Here is a 16,430-nt window from a genome sequence, read left to right on the forward strand (position 1 = left end):
ACCCCAGTCAATTGAGTCATGAGTGAACGATCAAAAGATCAAAAGATCGCAGCCTCGCTTCGCTCGACAGCTCCTACACAGCTCCTACACACAGCGGATCAGTAACCGACAGTGAACCGCGTGCGTGAAAACTGCTGCGTTTCCACTTCATCGATCATCGCAATGGCGTAGTCGGCAAAGCTGATCCAGCTGCGCCCGGTGGCGTCGAACAACAAGTGATCCTTGCCGACCCGGAATTGACCGGTGCGTTCGGTTTCAACGAACTCCGCCGAAGGCGAGAGGAAGGTCCAGTCCAGGTCCTGCTCCTTGCGCAGCACGTCCAGGAACAGTGCACCGGCCGTGGCTTCAGCGAGGTATTCCTCAGGGAAACCGTCGCTGTCGATCACCCGACTGTTGTCCGGCAGCAGCAACGAACCGGCGCCGCCCACCACCAGCAACCGCTTGACCCCGGCGGCCTTCAGCGGAGCAATGACCTTGTCGGCCGGGACGGTGGAAAAATGCGCAGCGCTGATGACCACGTCGTGGCCGGCGACCGCTGCAGTCAACGCTTCGCTGTCCAGTACATCCAGTTGCTTGCTGGTCACCCCGGCCCTCGCACCGATTTTCGCGGTGTTACGGGCGATAGCCGTCACGCTGTGACCGCGACGCAGGGCTTCTTCCAACAGTTGGCTGCCGGCACGACCGGTGGCGCCGATGATTGCGATTTTGCTCATGGTGTTCTCCTGTGACTAACAAGTTTGATAGACATGCTGTTGTGGCAGAGACCTGTAGGAGCTGCCGAAGGCTGCGATCTTTGATCTTGATCTGATAAGCGTTCGCTCTGGATTCAATTGTTTGGGGCAAGATCGCAGCCTCGTTGCACTCGACAGCTCCTACGGCGCGTTTCAAAGGGATTTACTCTCTCGTTCACCACTTCATCTCCCCCTTCGCCACCTTGGCACTGAGCTCAAGCGAACTGTCATCGCCCAGGTTCGGATAACGTTGTTTCATGGCTGCGACCAGCGCGGCGGAATCCTTGGCCCGGGCGGTCTCCTCGTCGAACGCCTTGATGTAACCGGCGGTGAAGGTGACCGCGGCCAGGGAGCGGGCGCTCTCGCCCAGGTAATGGCCTGGAATCACGGTGCGCGGTTGCAGCTTCTCAATGCCGGCCAGCGTCGCCAGCCAGTCCTTATGGGATTGCGGCGTCTGGGTATCGGCCATCCAGACGTGAATGTTCTCGGCCACCACCACACCGCCGACCACTGCCTTGATCGAAGGAATCCACAGGAAACTGCGGTCCGGTTGCGGACCGTCGAGGCCGACGATCTGCAAGCGCTGGCCTTCCAGCATCAGGCTGTCGCCCTTGAGCACCTGGGGCACGACCGCTTTGGTCGGCGCATCGGCCTTCAGGATTGGCCCCCAGTATTCAAGCTTGCCGTCGACGGTCTGCCGGATGTGCTCGACGGTGGGTGCAGACGCCAGCACCTTGGCCTCAGGGAATGCGGCGGTCAGGGTTTCCAGGCCGAAATAGTAGTCCGGGTCGCCATGGCTGATATAAATCGTGGTCAGTTGCTTGCCGCTGGCGCGGATTTTCTGCACCACCTGTTCAGCCTGGGCTTTGCCGAATTGGGCATCCACCAGAATCGCCTCCTTTGCGCCGCTGACCAGTACCGAGGTCACCGGGAAAACCGCCGCCTCGCCAGGATTGTAGACGTCCAGCGTAAGGTCGGCGGCCCAGGCGTGGGCGGTGAAGGCCAGGCCGGCGGCCGCCAGTAACAGGCGCTTGAGTGAGGTGAATCCGGTCATGCTGTGCTCCATTGTCGATAGCCCGAAAGGCAATGAAACGGAGCTTAGTCATCTGGTTCATTCCAAAAAATGCGATGCTACGACATAGTTTGTTTCTGAAAGCGGGCAAATCATGGATCGTCTCCAAGCAATGCGGGTGTTTGTCACCGTGGTGGACCTGGGCAGCCAGTCGGCGGCGGCCGAATACCTGGACCTGTCGCGGCCGGTGGTGTCGCGCTATCTGGCGGAACTGGAAGACTGGGTCGGTGCCCGATTGATGCACCGCACCACCCGCAAGCTGAGCCTGACAGCCGCCGGCATGGAGACATTGCCGCGCTGCCGGCAGATGCTGGAGCTGTCCAGCGACATGCAGGCGGCCGTCAGCACACCGGACGACGCCCCACGGGGCATGTTGCGCATCAGTTCCAGCACTTCGTTCGGCCAGGCCCAGTTGGCAACGGCCATTACCGAGTACGTCGCCCGTTATCCGGGGGTGAGTGTCGACCTGCAGATGCTCGATCGCATCGTGAACCTGGTGGATGAACGCATCGACCTGGCGATCCGCATGAGCAACGACCTGGACCCCAGCCTGATCGCCCGACGTCTCAGCATCTGCCGCTCGGTGATCTGTGCTTCACCCAGGTACCTGGGCGAACACCCGGCGCCGCAACGGGTCGAGGATCTGAGCCAGCACAACTGCCTGACCCATGCCTACGTGGGCAAGAGCCTCTGGCATTTCGAGCAGGACGGCGAGCAGGTCTCGGTGCCGGTGCAGGGCAATATCAGCGGCAATGACGCCAGCACCCTGCTACGGGCGACCATCGCCGGCGCCGGCGTGGCAATGCTGCCCAGCTACCAGGCCGGCGCCCACATCAAGAGTGGCGAACTGGTTCGCCTGCTGACCAACGCCGAGCCCCGGCAGATGAACATGTACGCGGTGTACGCTTCCCGCCGGCACATGCCGTCGGCGCTGCGCAGCCTGCTGGATTTCCTGGTGGTGAGGTTTCCCGAGACGCCGGGGTGGGATGTGGGGTTGTAAAAGTACCTTTTCACCACTGTCCCCTGTGGGAGCGAGCCTGCTCGCGATAGCGGAGTATCAGCCAACATTTCTGCAACTGACACATCGCCATCGCGAGCAGGCTCGCTCCCACAGGGGTAATGCGCCTCTCAAGTCTTGCACCTGGATTTCACCAATAGCCCGCCCCAAGGCATACTTGCCACCCTTCGCATTCCAGAACCCGAAACCGCCCCATGCGTATCCACGTCAGTTTCATCGACCGCGTCGGCATCACCCAGGAAGTCCTGGCTTTGCTGGGTGGGCGCAATCTCAATCTGGATGCGGTGGAGATGGTGCCGCCCAACGTCTACATCGACGCCCCGACCCTCAGCCCGCAGGTGCTGGACGAGCTGCGCGAGGCGCTGTTCAGCGTGCGCGGGGTGCAGGCGGTCACCGTGGTGGACATCCTGCCGGGCCAGCGTCGGCATCTACAGCTCGATGCTTTGCTGGCGGCCATGACCGATCCGGTGCTGGCCCTCGACAGCGCCGGCAACGTGTTGCTGGCCAACCCCGCGCTGATTGCCCTGTACGGTCGCGAACCGGCCGGTGAAAGCGTGGCCGGGCTGTTCGGGGACGAGGCGCTGCTGGGCAGCTTGCTGGAGAATGGCTTTCGCTTGCCGCTGCGGGAAATCACCCTCAACGGCCAGACCTTGCTGCTGGACGCCACACCCATCACCGACGCCGGCGCGCTGCTCACGCTGTATCAGCCGAACCGCATCGGCGAACGCCTGTCGGCGCTGCACCACGACCATGCCGAAGGTTTTGACGCGCTGCTCGGCGACTCCCCGGCGATCCGCACCCTCAAGGCCCGGGCGCAACGGGTTGCGGCGCTGGATGCACCGCTGCTGATCCAGGGCGAAACCGGCACCGGCAAGGAGCTGGTGGCCCGGGCCTGCCATGCCATCAGCGCGCGGCATGGCGCGCCGTTCCTGGCCCTGAACTGCGCCGCGCTGCCGGAGAACCTGGCCGAAAGCGAACTGTTCGGCTATGCCCCCGGCGCCTTTACCGGCGCACAACGGGGCGGTAAACCGGGGCTGATGGAACTGGCGAACCAGGGCACGGTGTTCCTCGACGAAATCGGCGAGATGTCACCGTATCTGCAAGCCAAGCTGCTGCGTTTCCTCAACGACGGCAGCTTCCGCCGGGTCGGCGGCGACCGGGAAATCAAGGTCAACGTGCGGATCCTCAGCGCGACCCATCGCAATCTGGAGAAGATGGTCAACGAAGGTTCGTTCCGCGAAGACCTGTTCTATCGCCTGAACGTGCTCAACGTCGAAGTCCCGCCCCTGCGTGAGCGCGGCCAGGACATCCTGCTGCTGGCTCGGTATTTCATGCAGCAGGCCTGTGCGCAGATCCAGCGCCCGGTCTGTCGCCTGGCCCCCGGCACCTATCCGGCGCTGCTGGGCAACCGCTGGCCCGGCAACGTGCGGCAACTGCAGAACGTGATCTTCCGCGCCGCGGCCATTTGCGAAAGCAGCCTGGTGGACATCGGCGACCTGGACATCGCCGGCACCTCCGTCGCACGACAAGGCGATGTGGACGTCGAAAGCCTGGAACAGGCCATGGAAACCTTCGAGAAACACCTGCTCGAAAGCCTCTATGTCAACTACCCCTCCACCCGCCAGCTCGCCAGCCGCCTGCAAACATCCCACACGGCAATTGCCCATCGGTTGCGCAAGTATGGGATTTCCAACAAGCCGTAGGTCCACCGCTGTCCCCCTTGTGGGAGCGAGCCTGCTCGCGATGGCGGCGTGTCAGTTACAGAAATATTGGCTGATACTCCGCCATCGCGAGCAGGCTCGCTCCCACAGGAGTTCGGCGGTGTTATACAAACCCAGCCAAAAACGACCTCCACATGTACTGAAAGCGCTACAGCGGAACGATATCGCTACAGACAGCGGTAAACAGCGCCGTATAAGGCTTTGATCCCACAACATTTTTATTTAGGCGCAACACTGTAGCGATTTCGCTACAGCGTGGTGTTTTCACGCCCAGAGAAACTCGAACAATTCCTTGAGATACAAGCACTTATCAACATTGGCCGCATTCTTGCTATGGGTATAACCATACGGCCGGGCCAAGCCCCGCGCCTTTCTTCGCGTCCACCAGACGAATCTGGCCCCAGGAGTTTCCATGAGCGAGTTGCGTTTCACTGAAGATCACGAATGGCTGCGCGCCGAAGCCGACGGCAGCGTTACAGTCGGCATCACTGCATTTGCGCAGAACGCCTTGGGCGATGTGGTCTATGTTCAGTTACCGGAACTGCAAACCTACGCCAAGGGTGCCGAAGCCTCGACCGTGGAATCGGTGAAAGCCGCCAGCGGTGTCTACATGCCACTGGACGGTGAAGTGCTCGAAACCAACCCGGCCCTGGAAAGCAATCCCGAACTGGTCAACGAAGATCCGCTGGGTGAAGGCTGGTTTTTCCGTTTCAAGCCAGCCAATGCCGCTGAAGTTGGCCAACTGCTGGATCAGGACGCCTACGACCGTCTGATCAAAGCCAACGCCCAAGCCTGAGGAGCGCCACATGACCGTTAATCTGGGCACCGCCAACGAATTCATCGCCCGCCACATCGGCCCACGGGCCAGCGACGAGCAAGCCATGCTCGAGCGCCTGGGTTACGACTCCCTGCAAGCCCTGAGCGCCAGCGTCATCCCTGAAAGCATCAAGGGCACCAGCGTGCTGGACATGGACGACGGCCAGAGCGAAGCCGATGCCCTGGCCTCGATCAAGGCCATCGCCGCCAGGAACCAGCTGTTCAAGACCTACATCGGCCAGGGCTACTACAACTGCCACACGCCGGCACCGATCCTGCGCAACCTGCTGGAAAACCCGGCCTGGTACACCGCCTATACTCCGTACCAGCCGGAAATTTCCCAGGGTCGTCTCGAAGCGCTGCTGAACTTCCAGACCCTGATCAGCGACCTCACCGGCCTGCCGATCGCCAACGCATCCTTGCTGGACGAAGCCACCGCCGCCGCCGAAGCCATGACCTTCTGCAAGCGCCTGAGCAAGAACAAGGGCAGCAACGCCTTCTTCGCTTCGAGCCACTGCCATCCACAGACCCTCGACGTGCTGCGCACCCGTGCCGAGCCCCTGGGCATTGACGTGGTGGTCGGCGACGAACGCGAGCTGACCGATGCCAGCCCGTTCTTCGGCGCGCTGCTGCAATACCCGGCCAGCAACGGCGACCTGTTCGACTACCGCGAACTGACCGAACGCTTCCACGCGGCCAACGCCCTGGTGGCGGTCGCGGCTGACCTGCTGGCCCTGACCCTGCTGACCCCGCCGGGTGAATTCGGCGCCGACGTCGCCATTGGCAGCGCCCAGCGCTTCGGCGTACCGCTGGGTTTCGGCGGCCCGCACGCGGCCTATTTCTCCACAAAAGATGCCTTCAAGCGCGACATGCCCGGCCGTCTGGTCGGGGTGTCCGTGGACCGTTTCGGCAAGCCGGCCCTGCGCCTGGCGATGCAGACCCGCGAGCAGCATATCCGCCGCGAGAAAGCCACGAGCAACATCTGCACCGCCCAGGTGTTGCTGGCGAACATCGCCAGCATGTACGCCGTTTACCACGGCCCCAAAGGCCTGGTGCAGATCGCCAACCGCATCCATCACCTCACCGCGATCCTCGCCAAGGGCCTGGGCGCGTTGGGCGTGAGCGTCGAACAGGACAGCTTCTTCGATACCCTGACCCTGCACACCGGTGCGCAAACCGCCGCCCTGCACGACCAGGCCCGCGCCCAGCGCATCAACCTGCGAGTAGTGGATGCTGAACGCCTGGGCCTGTCCCTGGACGAAACCACCTGCCAGGCCGACATCGAAACCCTCTGGAGCGTGTTGGCCGGCGGCAAGGCCCTGCCGGACTTCGCCACCCTCGCCGCCAGCGTGCAGAGCTGCATCCCCGCCGAGCTGGTGCGCCAGTCGCCGGTCCTCAGCCACCCGGTGTTCAACCGCTATCACTCCGAAACCGAGCTGATGCGCTACCTGCGCAAGCTCGCCGACAAGGACCTGGCCCTGGATCGCACCATGATCCCGCTGGGCTCCTGCACCATGAAGCTCAACGCCGCCAGCGAAATGATCCCGGTGACCTGGGCCGAGTTCGGCGCCCTGCATCCATTCGCCCCGGCCGAACAGAGCGCCGGTTACCAGCAACTGACCGATGAACTGGAAGCCATGCTCTGCGCCGCCACCGGCTACGACGCGGTGTCGCTGCAACCCAACGCCGGTTCCCAGGGTGAGTACGCCGGCCTGCTGGCGATCCGCGCCTATCACCAGAGCCGTGGCGAAGGCCGCCGCGACATCTGCCTGATCCCGTCCTCGGCCCACGGCACCAACCCGGCCACCGCCAACATGGCCGGCATGCGCGTAGTGGTCACCGCCTGCGATGCCCGGGGCAACGTCGACATCGAAGACCTGCGGGCCAAGGCCATCGAGCACCGCGAACACCTCGCCGCGCTGATGATCACCTACCCATCCACCCACGGTGTGTTCGAAGAAGGCATCCGCGAAATCTGCGGCATCATTCATGACAACGGCGGCCAGGTGTACATCGACGGCGCCAACATGAACGCCATGGTCGGCCTTTGCGCGCCGGGCAAGTTCGGCGGCGACGTGTCGCACCTGAACCTGCACAAGACCTTCTGCATTCCCCACGGCGGTGGCGGCCCGGGCGTCGGCCCGATTGGCGTCAAGTCGCACCTGGCGCCGTTCCTGCCGGGCCACGCCAACATGGAACGCAAGGAAGGCGCGGTGTGTGCGGCGCCGTTCGGCAGCGCGAGCATCCTGCCGATCACCTGGATGTACATCCGCATGATGGGCGGCGCGGGCCTCAAGCGCGCCTCGCAACTGGCGATCCTCAACGCCAACTACATCGCCCGTCGCCTGGAAGAGCATTACCCGGTGCTCTACACCGGCAGCAATGGCCTGGTGGCCCACGAGTGCATCCTCGACCTGCGCCCGCTCAAGGACAGCAGCGGCATCAGCGTCGATGACGTGGCCAAGCGCCTGATCGATTTCGGCTTCCACGCCCCGACCATGTCGTTCCCGGTGGCCGGCACGCTGATGATCGAGCCGACCGAAAGCGAATCCAGGGAAGAACTGGACCGTTTCTGCGACGCCATGATCTGCATCCGCGAAGAAATCCGCGCGGTGGAAAACGGCAGCCTGGACAAAGACGACAACCCGCTGAAAAACGCCCCGCACACCGCGGCGGAACTCGTCGGCGAGTGGACTCACCCCTATAGCCGCGAACAGGCGGTGTACCCGGTGGCGTCGTTGATCGAAGGCAAATACTGGCCGCCGGTGGGCCGGGTCGACAACGTATTCGGCGACCGCAACCTGGTCTGCGCCTGCCCGTCGATCGAAAGCTACGCTTGACCTGTGAGGGGGGTGGGTCAACCGCCCCCTCACAACAACACCGCCTATCCCCCTGTGGGAGCGAGCCTGCTCGCGATTGCGGTGTGACAGCCAATACAGATGTTGACTGACACTCCACAATCGCGAGCAGGCTCGCTCCCACAGGGTTCCCTATCAATCTTTTCGATCGCCATAAAAAGAAACCGGAGAAACACCATGTCGTTAAGCGTGTTCGACCTGTTCAAGATCGGTATCGGCCCGTCCAGCTCCCACACGGTCGGCCCGATGCGTGCCGCTGCCCGTTTCGTCGAAGGGCTGCGTCGTGATGACCTGCTCGAGACCATCACCAGCGTCAAGGTCGAGCTGTACGGCTCCCTCGGCGCCACCGGCAAGGGCCACGGCAGCGACAAGGCCGTGCTGCTGGGCCTGGAAGGCGAACACCCGGATACCGTGGACACCGAAACGGTGACCGCCCGCCTGCAGGCCATTCGCAGCAACGGTCGCCTGAACCTGCTGGGCCAACACCCCATCGAATTCAACGAAAAACTGCACCTGGCGATGATTCGCAAGCCGCTGGCCTTCCATCCCAACGGCATGATCTTCCGTGCCTTCGACGCGGCGGGGCTGCAAGTGCGCAGCCGCGAGTACTACTCGGTGGGTGGCGGTTTCGTCGTCGATGAAGACGCCGCCGGCGCCGACCGTATCGTCGAAGACGCCACGCCCCTGACCTTCCCGTTCAAAAGCGCGAAGGATCTGCTGGGTCATTGCAGCACCTATGGCCTGTCCATCAGCCAGGTGATGCTGACCAACGAAAGTGCCTGGCGCCCCGAAGCCGAAACCCGCGCCGGCCTGCTGAAGATCTGGCAGGTGATGCAGGACTGCGTGGCGGCCGGGTGCCGCAACGAAGGGATTCTGCCGGGAGGGCTGAAGGTCAAGCGACGTGCAGCGGCACTGCACCGCCAATTGTGCACGAACCCCGAAGCGTCGCTGCGCGATCCACTGTCGGTGCTCGACTGGGTCAACCTGTATGCCTTGGCCGTCAACGAAGAAAACGCCTTTGGCGGGCGCGTCGTCACCGCCCCCACCAACGGTGCGGCGGGGATCATCCCGGCCGTGTTGCATTACTACATGCGCTTCATCCCCGGTGCCAACGAAGATGGCGTGGTGCGCTTCCTGCTGACCGCCGCCGCCATTGGCATCCTGTACAAGGAAAATGCCTCCATCTCCGGCGCCGAGGTCGGTTGCCAGGGTGAAGTCGGTGTCGCGTGCTCCATGGCCGCTGGCGCCTTGTGTGAAGTCTTGGGTGGTTCGGTGCAGCAAGTGGAAAACGCCGCTGAAATCGGCATGGAACACAACCTCGGGCTGACCTGCGACCCGATCGGCGGCCTGGTGCAGGTGCCCTGCATCGAGCGCAACGCCATGGGTTCGGTGAAAGCGATCAACGCGGTGCGCATGGCCATGCGTGGCGACGGGCATCACTTCGTCTCGCTCGACAAAGTCATCCGCACCATGCGCCAGACCGGCGCCGACATGAAAAGCAAATACAAGGAGACCGCCCGCGGCGGTCTGGCGGTCAACATCATCGAATGCTGATCTTCCTCAACATTTCCAGGAACTGATATGTCCACCGAAGCACTGCTGAAAACCCCGCTGCATGCCCTGCACCTTGAACTCGGCGCCCGCATGGTGCCGTTCGCCGGCTATGACATGCCGGTGCAGTACCCATTGGGGGTCATGAAAGAACATCAGCACACCCGCGATCAGGCCGGGCTGTTCGACGTCTCCCACATGGGCCAGATCCGCCTGACCGGCGCAGGTGCCGCCCAGGCCCTGGAAACCCTGGTGCCGGTGGACATCATCGACCTGCCGGTGGGCATGCAGCGCTACGCCATGTTCACCAATGACAAGGGCGGCATTCTCGACGACCTGATGGTCGCCAACCTGGGCAACGACGAGCTGTTCCTGGTGGTCAACGCCGCCTGCAAGGACCAGGACCTGGCCCATCTGCGTGCCCACATCAGCGGCCAGTGCGACATTGAGCCGCTGTTCGAAGCCCGCGCCCTGCTCGCCCTGCAAGGTCCGGCCGCCGTCACCGTGCTTGCACGCCTGGCACCGGACGTGGCGAAGATGACCTTCATGCAGTTCCAGCGCGTCACGCTGCTGGGCGTGGACTGCTTTGTCAGCCGCTCGGGCTACACCGGTGAAGACGGCTTCGAAATCTCCGTGCCCGCCGCCGATGCGGAAAAACTCGCCCGCGCCCTGCTGGCCGAGCCGGAAGTGGCCGCCATCGGCCTCGGCGCCCGTGATTCCCTGCGCCTGGAAGCCGGCCTGTGCCTCTACGGCCACGACATGAACACCGAGACAACGCCGATCGAAGCCAGCCTGTTGTGGGCCATCTCCAAGATTCGTCGCGCCGACGGTGCCCGCGCAGGTGGCTTCCCGGGCGCCGAAACCGTGTTCGCCCAGCAACAGAATGGCGTGAGCCGTAAACGCGTTGGCCTGCTGCCCCAGGAACGCACGCCCGTGCGTGAAGGCGCCGAAATCGTCAACGAAGCCGGCGAGATCATCGGTTCGGTGTGCAGCGGCGGTTTCGGTCCGACCCTCGGCGGTCCGCTGGCGATGGGTTACCTGGACGTCGCCTATACCGCCTTGGAGACGCCAGTCTGGGCGATTGTTCGTGGGAAAAAGGTGCCTTTGCTTGTAAGCAAAATGCCATTCGTTGCACAACGCTACTACCGCGGTTGATTGACTGTTTCTATAAGTAACGCGCTTGCGTTATACATGCACTAATGTGTAACGCAAACGCCATAAAAGGGTGCATTTATTCCCTATTGAAGGGGGTTTATAACACCGGCAAACAATTGAACTAGCCTATCGATTAAGCCCAGGCCAGCGAAGCGTGTAAATGGCGACAAGCTGAGGAAAACCGGGCCCTTCGGAGGGGGTTGTTTTTTCATTCGTAGTTGGCGTAGAGTTTGGTCACTGTGTTTGCATGGGTCGCTTGGAATCGTGACCTGGGCAGTAGCCTAAGAAGTTCGCTACATCCCGTTCGACGTCTCTTACTTTCCTGCAACCCAGCCCCAGTACTCTTTCAAGTGAAAGAGGCTGTCACCAATTTAAGCGTCAAAGGAAATAAGAAAATGGCTGAGCGTCAGAGCGGTACCGTCAAGTGGTTCAACGACGAAAAGGGTTTTGGTTTTATCACTCCTGAAAGCGGTCCGGATCTGTTCGTACATTTCCGTGCCATCCAGGGCAACGGCTTCAAGAGCCTGAAAGAAGGCCAGAAAGTCACCTTCGTTGCCGTGCAGGGCCAGAAAGGCATGCAGGCTGATGAAGTACAAGCAGAAAGCTGATCTTCTGTAACGAAAAAGCCCCTGATACTGATATCAGGGGCTTTTTTGTGCCCGTAAATCCGTAAAATGGCTTCTTTTTTCATCCGAGGCCGTCATGCCGAAACACCTGCTCACCCCTCAGGGCGACTTCCCCCCCGTCGGCCTGGGTCGCCGCCTGGCGGCGATGTTCTATGACTTCCTGCTGTGCACGGCGTTGCTGATCGTTACCAGCGGCGTCTACAAGATGATCCAGATGGGAATCATCGGCGAAGAGAAAATGCGCGCCCTCACCGAAGCCGGTGCACTGGATGGCGACCCGCTGCTGTCCACCGTGCTGCTGTTCGTGCTGTTCGGTTTCTTCGCCAAGTTCTGGACCCACAACGGCCAGACCCTGGGCATGCAGGTATGGGGCATTCGCGTACAAAACGCCGACGGCACGGCCATCAGCTTGTGGCAGGCGCTGTTGCGGTTCGTGGTGTCGATTGCATCATGGCTGCCGGTAGGGCTGGGCTTTATCTGGGCACTGTTCGACAAGCGCAAGCGCAGCTGGCATGACATCTATTCGGACACGCAGCTGGTGCGGGTTCCCAAGAAGACCCGGTAACAGCACAGCTTTGTAGGTGGAACCTATTGTGGCGAGGGGATTTATCGAAACGTCGCACCGCCCCGCTGGGGTGCGAAGCGCCCCTAAAGCCAGTCGACTCGGTTTGCCTGGATAATCGAGTTGACTGTTATAGGGCTGCTTCGCAGCCCAGCGGGGATAAATCCCCTCGCCACAGAGCCCCCATCAGGCGTTACCGGCCAGCTTCATCCGCGCCGCCTGGGTGAAGTCCAGCATGCGCTTGAGCGGGCGAATGGCCTGGGGGATCAATGCCGGGTCGACGAAGATCTCATTGGTACCTTCCTGCAGGCTCTTGAGGGTGCGCTCCAGGGTATTCATCGCCATCCACGGGCAGTGTGCGCAACTGCGGCAGGCCGCGCCGTTGCCGGCGGTAGGGGCTTCGATGAAGACCTTGTCCGGGCACAGCTGCTGCATCTTGTAGAAGATGCCGCGGTCGGTGGCGACGATCAGCGTCTTGTTCGGCAGGCTCTGGGCCGCGGCGATCAGTTGGCTGGTGGAGCCCACGGCGTCCGCCAGTTCGATCACCGAAGTCGGCGACTCCGGGTGCACCAGGATCGCGGCGTCCGGGTACAGGGCCTTCATGTCTTCCAACTGCTTGGACTTGAACTCTTCGTGGACGATGCAGGCGCCGTCCCAGAGCAACATGTCGGCGCCGGTCTTGCGCTGGATATAAGTGCCCAGGTGCTTGTCCGGCCCCCAGATGATCGTCTCACCGTTGTCCATCAGGCTCTCGACGATTTCCAGCGCGCAACTGGACGTCACCACCCAGTCGGCCCGGGCCTTGACCGCCGCCGAGGTGTTGGCATACACCACCACGGTACGCTCCGGGTGCTGGTCACAGAACGCCGAGAACTCGTCCACCGGGCAACCGAGGTCCAGGGAGCAGGTGGCTTCCAGGGTCGGCATCAGCACGCGTTTTTCAGGATTGAGGATCTTGGCGGTCTCGCCCATGAACCTGACCCCCGCCACCACCACGGTCTTGGCCGGATGGGCGTTGCCGAAGCGGGCCATTTCCAGGGAGTCGGACACGCAGCCCCCGGTTTCCTCGGCCAGGGCCTGGATGATCGGGTCGCAGTAGAAGTGCGCGACCAGCACCGCGTCCTGAGCCTTGAGCTCGGCGGCGATGGCGGCGCGGTACCAGGCCTCTTGCTCGGCACTCAGCGGCTTGGGCTGCTTGGCGTCGAGGTGAGCCTGGACCAGAAGGCGTTCGGAAATTTGCGTCATGTTCGCAAGACCTGCAGGCGCGTTTGCGCGAAAGTCGAGTATACACCCCGGCTCCGGACCACTCGGGTACCGCCGGGAAAGTGGGTATCAATCAGGCACGGGACAGCGTGAAGCCGGCAAGGCTACAGAATATCCCGCCGATGCAAAAGATCATTCTGACCAGTCTCCGGCACGAGCCTTTCACCAACGCGTCGCTGCGCCCCAAGCTGACTGAAATGTAATCACCCGCCCCGCCGGCCTATGGCATCTTCCCTTCAAACCTGCACAGGGCCGCGCCCTGTGCCTGCCCTGGATCGGCTGACGGATTCAAACGATATGCAAACCAAAACCTCTCGGCGGACCTTCGTAAAGGGCCTGGCCGCCGGTGGCCTGCTGAGCAGCCTGGGACTCTGGCGTCCGCCCGTCTGGGCAGTCTCCAATCCGGGCCAACCCAGCGTCCTGGCGGGTAGCGAATTCGACCTGTTCATCGGTGAAAGCCCGGTCAACTTCACCGGCCACCCACGTACTGCCCAGACCATCAACGGTGGTATTCCCGGCCCCCTCCTGCGCTGGCGCGAAGGTGACACCGTGACCTTGCGGGTCCACAACCGGTTGCAGGAAACCACCTCCATTCACTGGCACGGTATTGTGTTGCCGGCCAACATGGATGGCGTGCCGGGGCTGAGCTTCAAGGGCATCGAGCCCGACGGCCTGTACGTCTACCAGTTCAAGGTCCGGCAGAACGGCACCTATTGGTATCACAGCCACTCCGGCTTCCAGGAGCAATCCGGGGTCTATGGTCCGTTGGTGATCGATGCCCGTGAACCCGAGCCCTTCGCCTACGAACGGGACTACGTGGTGATGCTCACCGACTGGACCGACGAAGACCCCGCCGACGTCATCCGCACACTCAAGAAACAGTCGGATTACTACAACTGCCACAAACGCACCGTCGGCGACTTCATCGACGATGTCGGCAAGAACGGCTGGGCCGCCACCGTGGCCGATCGCAGAATGTGGGCTGAAATGAAGATGAACCCCACTGACCTGGCGGACGTCAGTGGGGCTACCTACACCTATTTGATGAACGGCCAGGCACCGGATATGAACTGGACAGGCCTGTTCAAGCCGGGTGAGCGAATTCGCCTGCGCTTGATCAACGGCTCGTCCATGACCTATTTCGATGTACGCATTCCCGGCCTGAAAATGACCGTGGTGGCGTCCGATGGCCAGCATGTCGAGCCGGTGACGGTCGATGAGTTGCGAATCGCCGTGGCCGAAACCTACGACGTCATCGTCGAGCCTACTGCTGAGGCCTACACCCTCTTCGCCCAATCCCTGGACCGCAGCGGATACGCCCGTGGCACGCTCGCGACCAAGGCCGGACATTCAGCACCGGTGCCACCGCTGGATCCGCGACCGCGGCTCACCATGGACGACATGGGCATGGGCGGGATGGACCACAGCGACATGCCAGGCATGGCCGGCATGCAATCGCACCCCGCCACCGAGAACGACAATCCGCTGGTGGACATGCAGGCCATGAGCGTCACTGCCAGGCTCGACGACCCAGGGATCGGGCTGCGCCATAACGACCGCAAGGTGCTGGCTTATGCCGATCTGCGCAGCACCTTCCCCGATCCCGACGGTCGCGAACCGGGCCGTACCCTCGAGTTGCACCTGACCGGCCATATGGAGAAATTCGCCTGGTCATTCAATGGCGTGAAGTTCTCCGAGGCCGCGCCGCTGCTGCTCAAGTACGGCGAGCGCCTGCGCATCGTACTGGTCAACGACACCATGATGACCCACCCGATTCACCTGCATGGCATGTGGAGCGACCTGGAGGACGAGAACGGCCGGTTCATGGTGCGCAAACACACCATCGATGTGCCGCCGGGTACCCGGCGCAGCTACCGGGTGACCGCCGATGCGCTCGGGCGCTGGGCTTACCACTGTCATCTGCTCTATCACATGGAGATGGGGATGTTCCGTGAAGTTCGGGTGCAGGAATGAGGAGCCGACCATGATCACCAGCGTCAAGTACCGCGCCTTGCCCAAGGCCATGCTTGCCTCCCTCAGCCTCGGTGCCGCCGCTTCGGCTTCGGCCTGGGCCGCGAGCGACGACATGCAAGGAATGGATCACAGGCGGATGCCGGGAATGCACCACAGCCAGATGCAAGGCATGGAACCCATGCAACCGGCCCTGACCACCCGCCGTACGCCCATCCCCGAGCTGACCGAGGCCGACCGCGCCGCCGTCTATGCAGACCACGGCGGCCACATGGTGCACGACAGCGCCATCAACTCATTCCTGCTCATCGATCACCTGGAATGGCAGGACGCCAACCAAGGCAATGCCCTGAACTGGGACGCCTCCGGCTGGATCGGTGGCGACATCGACCGCTTGTGGCTGCGCACCGAAGGCGAGCGCACCCACGGCAAGACCGAAGAAGCCGAACTCCAGGCCTTGTGGGGCCACGCCATCAGCCCCTGGTGGGACGTGGTTGCGGGGCTGCGCCAGGACTTCCAGCCGGGCGCCCCACAAACCTGGGCCGCGCTCGGTGTGCAGGGCATGGCGCTGTACAACTTCGAAGCCCAGGCCACCGCGTTCATCGGCGAAGGCGGCCAAAGCGCAGCGCGGCTGAAAGCTGACTACGACATCCTGCTGACCAATCGCTTGATCCTTCAGCCCACCGCCGAAGCCAACTTCCATGGCCGCAACGATCCCGCCCGAGGTGTCGGCTCGGGACTCACGGACACTGAAGCAGGCCTGCGCCTGCGTTACGAAATCCGCCGTGAAATCGCCCCCTACATCGGCCTCACCTGGCACCGCGTCTATGGCAACACGGTCGACTACGCCCGCGATGAAGATGAGGACCGCAGTGAAGCGCGCCTGGTGCTGGGCGTACGCATGTGGTTCTGAACATGCAGCCGGAAAAGCCTGTGTGGGAGCGAGCCTGCTCGCGATGGCAGTCTGTCAGTCACTTCTGCATCGACTGATCTGTCGCCATCGCGAGCAGGCTCCCACAGGGTTCCAGGCATTTAATCTTTCAATATCCCTGCCCAGTTTTCAGTTTGCCCCTGCCCTCGCTTCCC

The 16,430-nt window shown here is 62.5% G+C and carries 13 protein-coding genes; 10 read left to right on the top strand and 3 right to left on the bottom strand.

The genetic code is table 11. The annotated features are described in order from the left end of the window. Positions 1 to 98 precede the first annotated feature (98 nt). Together LOY67_RS21605 and LOY67_RS21610 are read right to left on the bottom strand one after the other, a co-directional pair. On the bottom strand, positions 99 to 713 hold the full coding sequence (locus tag LOY67_RS21605) for an NAD(P)-dependent oxidoreductase (protein WP_265064353.1): 615 nt from the start codon (positions 711 to 713) through the stop codon (positions 99 to 101). 193 nt (positions 714 to 906) lie between these two features. Continuing rightward, positions 907 to 1,785 carry an MBL fold metallo-hydrolase gene (locus tag LOY67_RS21610; RefSeq protein WP_265064354.1) on the bottom strand — a complete coding sequence of 293 codons (879 nt, stop codon included), beginning with the start codon at positions 1,783 to 1,785 and terminating at the stop codon, positions 907 to 909. A 112-nt stretch (positions 1,786 to 1,897) separates the two neighbouring features. Here LOY67_RS21610 and LOY67_RS21615 point away from each other — a divergent pair, with 112 nt between their 5' ends. The 8 genes from LOY67_RS21615 (at position 1,898) to LOY67_RS21650 (ending at position 12,113) form a co-directional block, all read left to right on the top strand. Further along, positions 1,898 to 2,803 carry a LysR family transcriptional regulator gene (locus tag LOY67_RS21615; RefSeq protein ID WP_265064355.1) on the top strand — a complete coding sequence of 302 codons (906 nt, stop codon included), beginning with the start codon at positions 1,898 to 1,900 and terminating at the stop codon, positions 2,801 to 2,803. Positions 2,804 to 3,015: 212 nt separating this feature from the next. After that, the gene (locus LOY67_RS21620) at positions 3,016 to 4,524 is read left to right on the top strand and encodes a sigma-54-dependent transcriptional regulator (protein WP_265064356.1); all 1,509 of its coding nucleotides are present in this window, start codon (positions 3,016 to 3,018) and stop codon (positions 4,522 to 4,524) included. Positions 4,525 to 4,954: 430 nt separating this feature from the next. Continuing rightward, on the top strand, positions 4,955 to 5,338 hold the full coding sequence (gene gcvH, locus LOY67_RS21625) for a glycine cleavage system protein GcvH (protein ID WP_265064357.1): 384 nt from the start codon (positions 4,955 to 4,957) through the stop codon (positions 5,336 to 5,338). A 10-nt stretch (positions 5,339 to 5,348) separates the two neighbouring features. Continuing rightward, complete coding sequence (gcvP, locus tag LOY67_RS21630) at positions 5,349 to 8,198, top strand: aminomethyl-transferring glycine dehydrogenase (protein WP_265064358.1); 2,850 nt, start codon at positions 5,349 to 5,351, stop codon at positions 8,196 to 8,198. A gap of 195 nt (positions 8,199 to 8,393) precedes the next feature. Next, a complete protein-coding gene (locus tag LOY67_RS21635; protein ID WP_265064359.1) occupies positions 8,394 to 9,770 on the top strand; it encodes an L-serine ammonia-lyase in 1,377 nt (458 codons plus the stop codon). 27 nt (positions 9,771 to 9,797) lie between these two features. Beyond that, on the top strand, positions 9,798 to 10,922 hold the full coding sequence (gene gcvT / locus LOY67_RS21640) for a glycine cleavage system aminomethyltransferase GcvT (protein ID WP_265064360.1): 1,125 nt from the start codon (positions 9,798 to 9,800) through the stop codon (positions 10,920 to 10,922). Positions 10,923 to 11,317: 395 nt separating this feature from the next. Further along, the gene (locus tag LOY67_RS21645) at positions 11,318 to 11,530 is read left to right on the top strand and encodes a cold-shock protein (RefSeq protein WP_265064361.1); all 213 of its coding nucleotides are present in this window, start codon (positions 11,318 to 11,320) and stop codon (positions 11,528 to 11,530) included. Positions 11,531 to 11,624: 94 nt separating this feature from the next. Further along, entirely contained in the window at positions 11,625 to 12,113 is a 489-nt protein-coding gene (locus LOY67_RS21650; RefSeq protein WP_265064362.1) for an RDD family protein, read from the top strand. Between the two features lie 183 nt (positions 12,114 to 12,296). Here LOY67_RS21650 and nadA read toward each other — a convergent pair whose 3' ends face one another. Then, a complete protein-coding gene (nadA, locus tag LOY67_RS21655; protein WP_024779477.1) occupies positions 12,297 to 13,355 on the bottom strand; it encodes a quinolinate synthase NadA in 1,059 nt (352 codons plus the stop codon). A 315-nt stretch (positions 13,356 to 13,670) separates the two neighbouring features. Between nadA and LOY67_RS21660 the strand changes: the two genes are divergently transcribed. After that, complete coding sequence (locus LOY67_RS21660) at positions 13,671 to 15,347, top strand: copper resistance system multicopper oxidase (protein WP_265064363.1); 1,677 nt, start codon at positions 13,671 to 13,673, stop codon at positions 15,345 to 15,347. Between the two features lie 49 nt (positions 15,348 to 15,396). Then, complete coding sequence (locus tag LOY67_RS21665; RefSeq protein WP_265067803.1) at positions 15,397 to 16,257, top strand: copper resistance protein B; 861 nt, start codon at positions 15,397 to 15,399, stop codon at positions 16,255 to 16,257. The last annotated feature ends 173 nt before the right edge of the window (positions 16,258 to 16,430 follow it).

The organism is Pseudomonas sp. B21-056, from assembly GCF_026016325.1.
GTDB lineage: Bacteria > Pseudomonadota > Gammaproteobacteria > Pseudomonadales > Pseudomonadaceae > Aquipseudomonas.

Bases quoted from the DNA above. Each gene is read 5' to 3' on its own strand.
- gcvP (WP_265064358.1), top strand. From the start codon at position 5,349: ATGACCGTTAATCTGGGCACCGCCAACGAATTCATCGCCCGCCACATC.
- LOY67_RS21635 (WP_265064359.1), top strand. From the start codon at position 8,394: ATGTCGTTAAGCGTGTTCGACCTGTTCAAGATCGGTATCGGCCCGTCC.
- LOY67_RS21620 (WP_265064356.1), top strand. From the start codon at position 3,016: ATGCGTATCCACGTCAGTTTCATCGACCGCGTCGGCATCACCCAGGAA.
- LOY67_RS21615 (WP_265064355.1), top strand. From the start codon at position 1,898: ATGGATCGTCTCCAAGCAATGCGGGTGTTTGTCACCGTGGTGGACCTG.
- LOY67_RS21605 (WP_265064353.1), bottom strand. From the start codon at position 713: ATGAGCAAAATCGCAATCATCGGCGCCACCGGTCGTGCCGGCAGCCAA.
- LOY67_RS21610 (WP_265064354.1), bottom strand. From the start codon at position 1,785: ATGACCGGATTCACCTCACTCAAGCGCCTGTTACTGGCGGCCGCCGGC.
- LOY67_RS21665 (WP_265067803.1), top strand. From the start codon at position 15,397: ATGCTTGCCTCCCTCAGCCTCGGTGCCGCCGCTTCGGCTTCGGCCTGG.
- LOY67_RS21660 (WP_265064363.1), top strand. From the start codon at position 13,671: ATGCAAACCAAAACCTCTCGGCGGACCTTCGTAAAGGGCCTGGCCGCC.
- LOY67_RS21650 (WP_265064362.1), top strand. From the start codon at position 11,625: ATGCCGAAACACCTGCTCACCCCTCAGGGCGACTTCCCCCCCGTCGGC.
- gcvT (WP_265064360.1), top strand. From the start codon at position 9,798: ATGTCCACCGAAGCACTGCTGAAAACCCCGCTGCATGCCCTGCACCTT.
- nadA (WP_024779477.1), bottom strand. From the start codon at position 13,355: ATGACGCAAATTTCCGAACGCCTTCTGGTCCAGGCTCACCTCGACGCC.
- LOY67_RS21645 (WP_265064361.1), top strand. From the start codon at position 11,318: ATGGCTGAGCGTCAGAGCGGTACCGTCAAGTGGTTCAACGACGAAAAG.
- gcvH (WP_265064357.1), top strand. From the start codon at position 4,955: ATGAGCGAGTTGCGTTTCACTGAAGATCACGAATGGCTGCGCGCCGAA.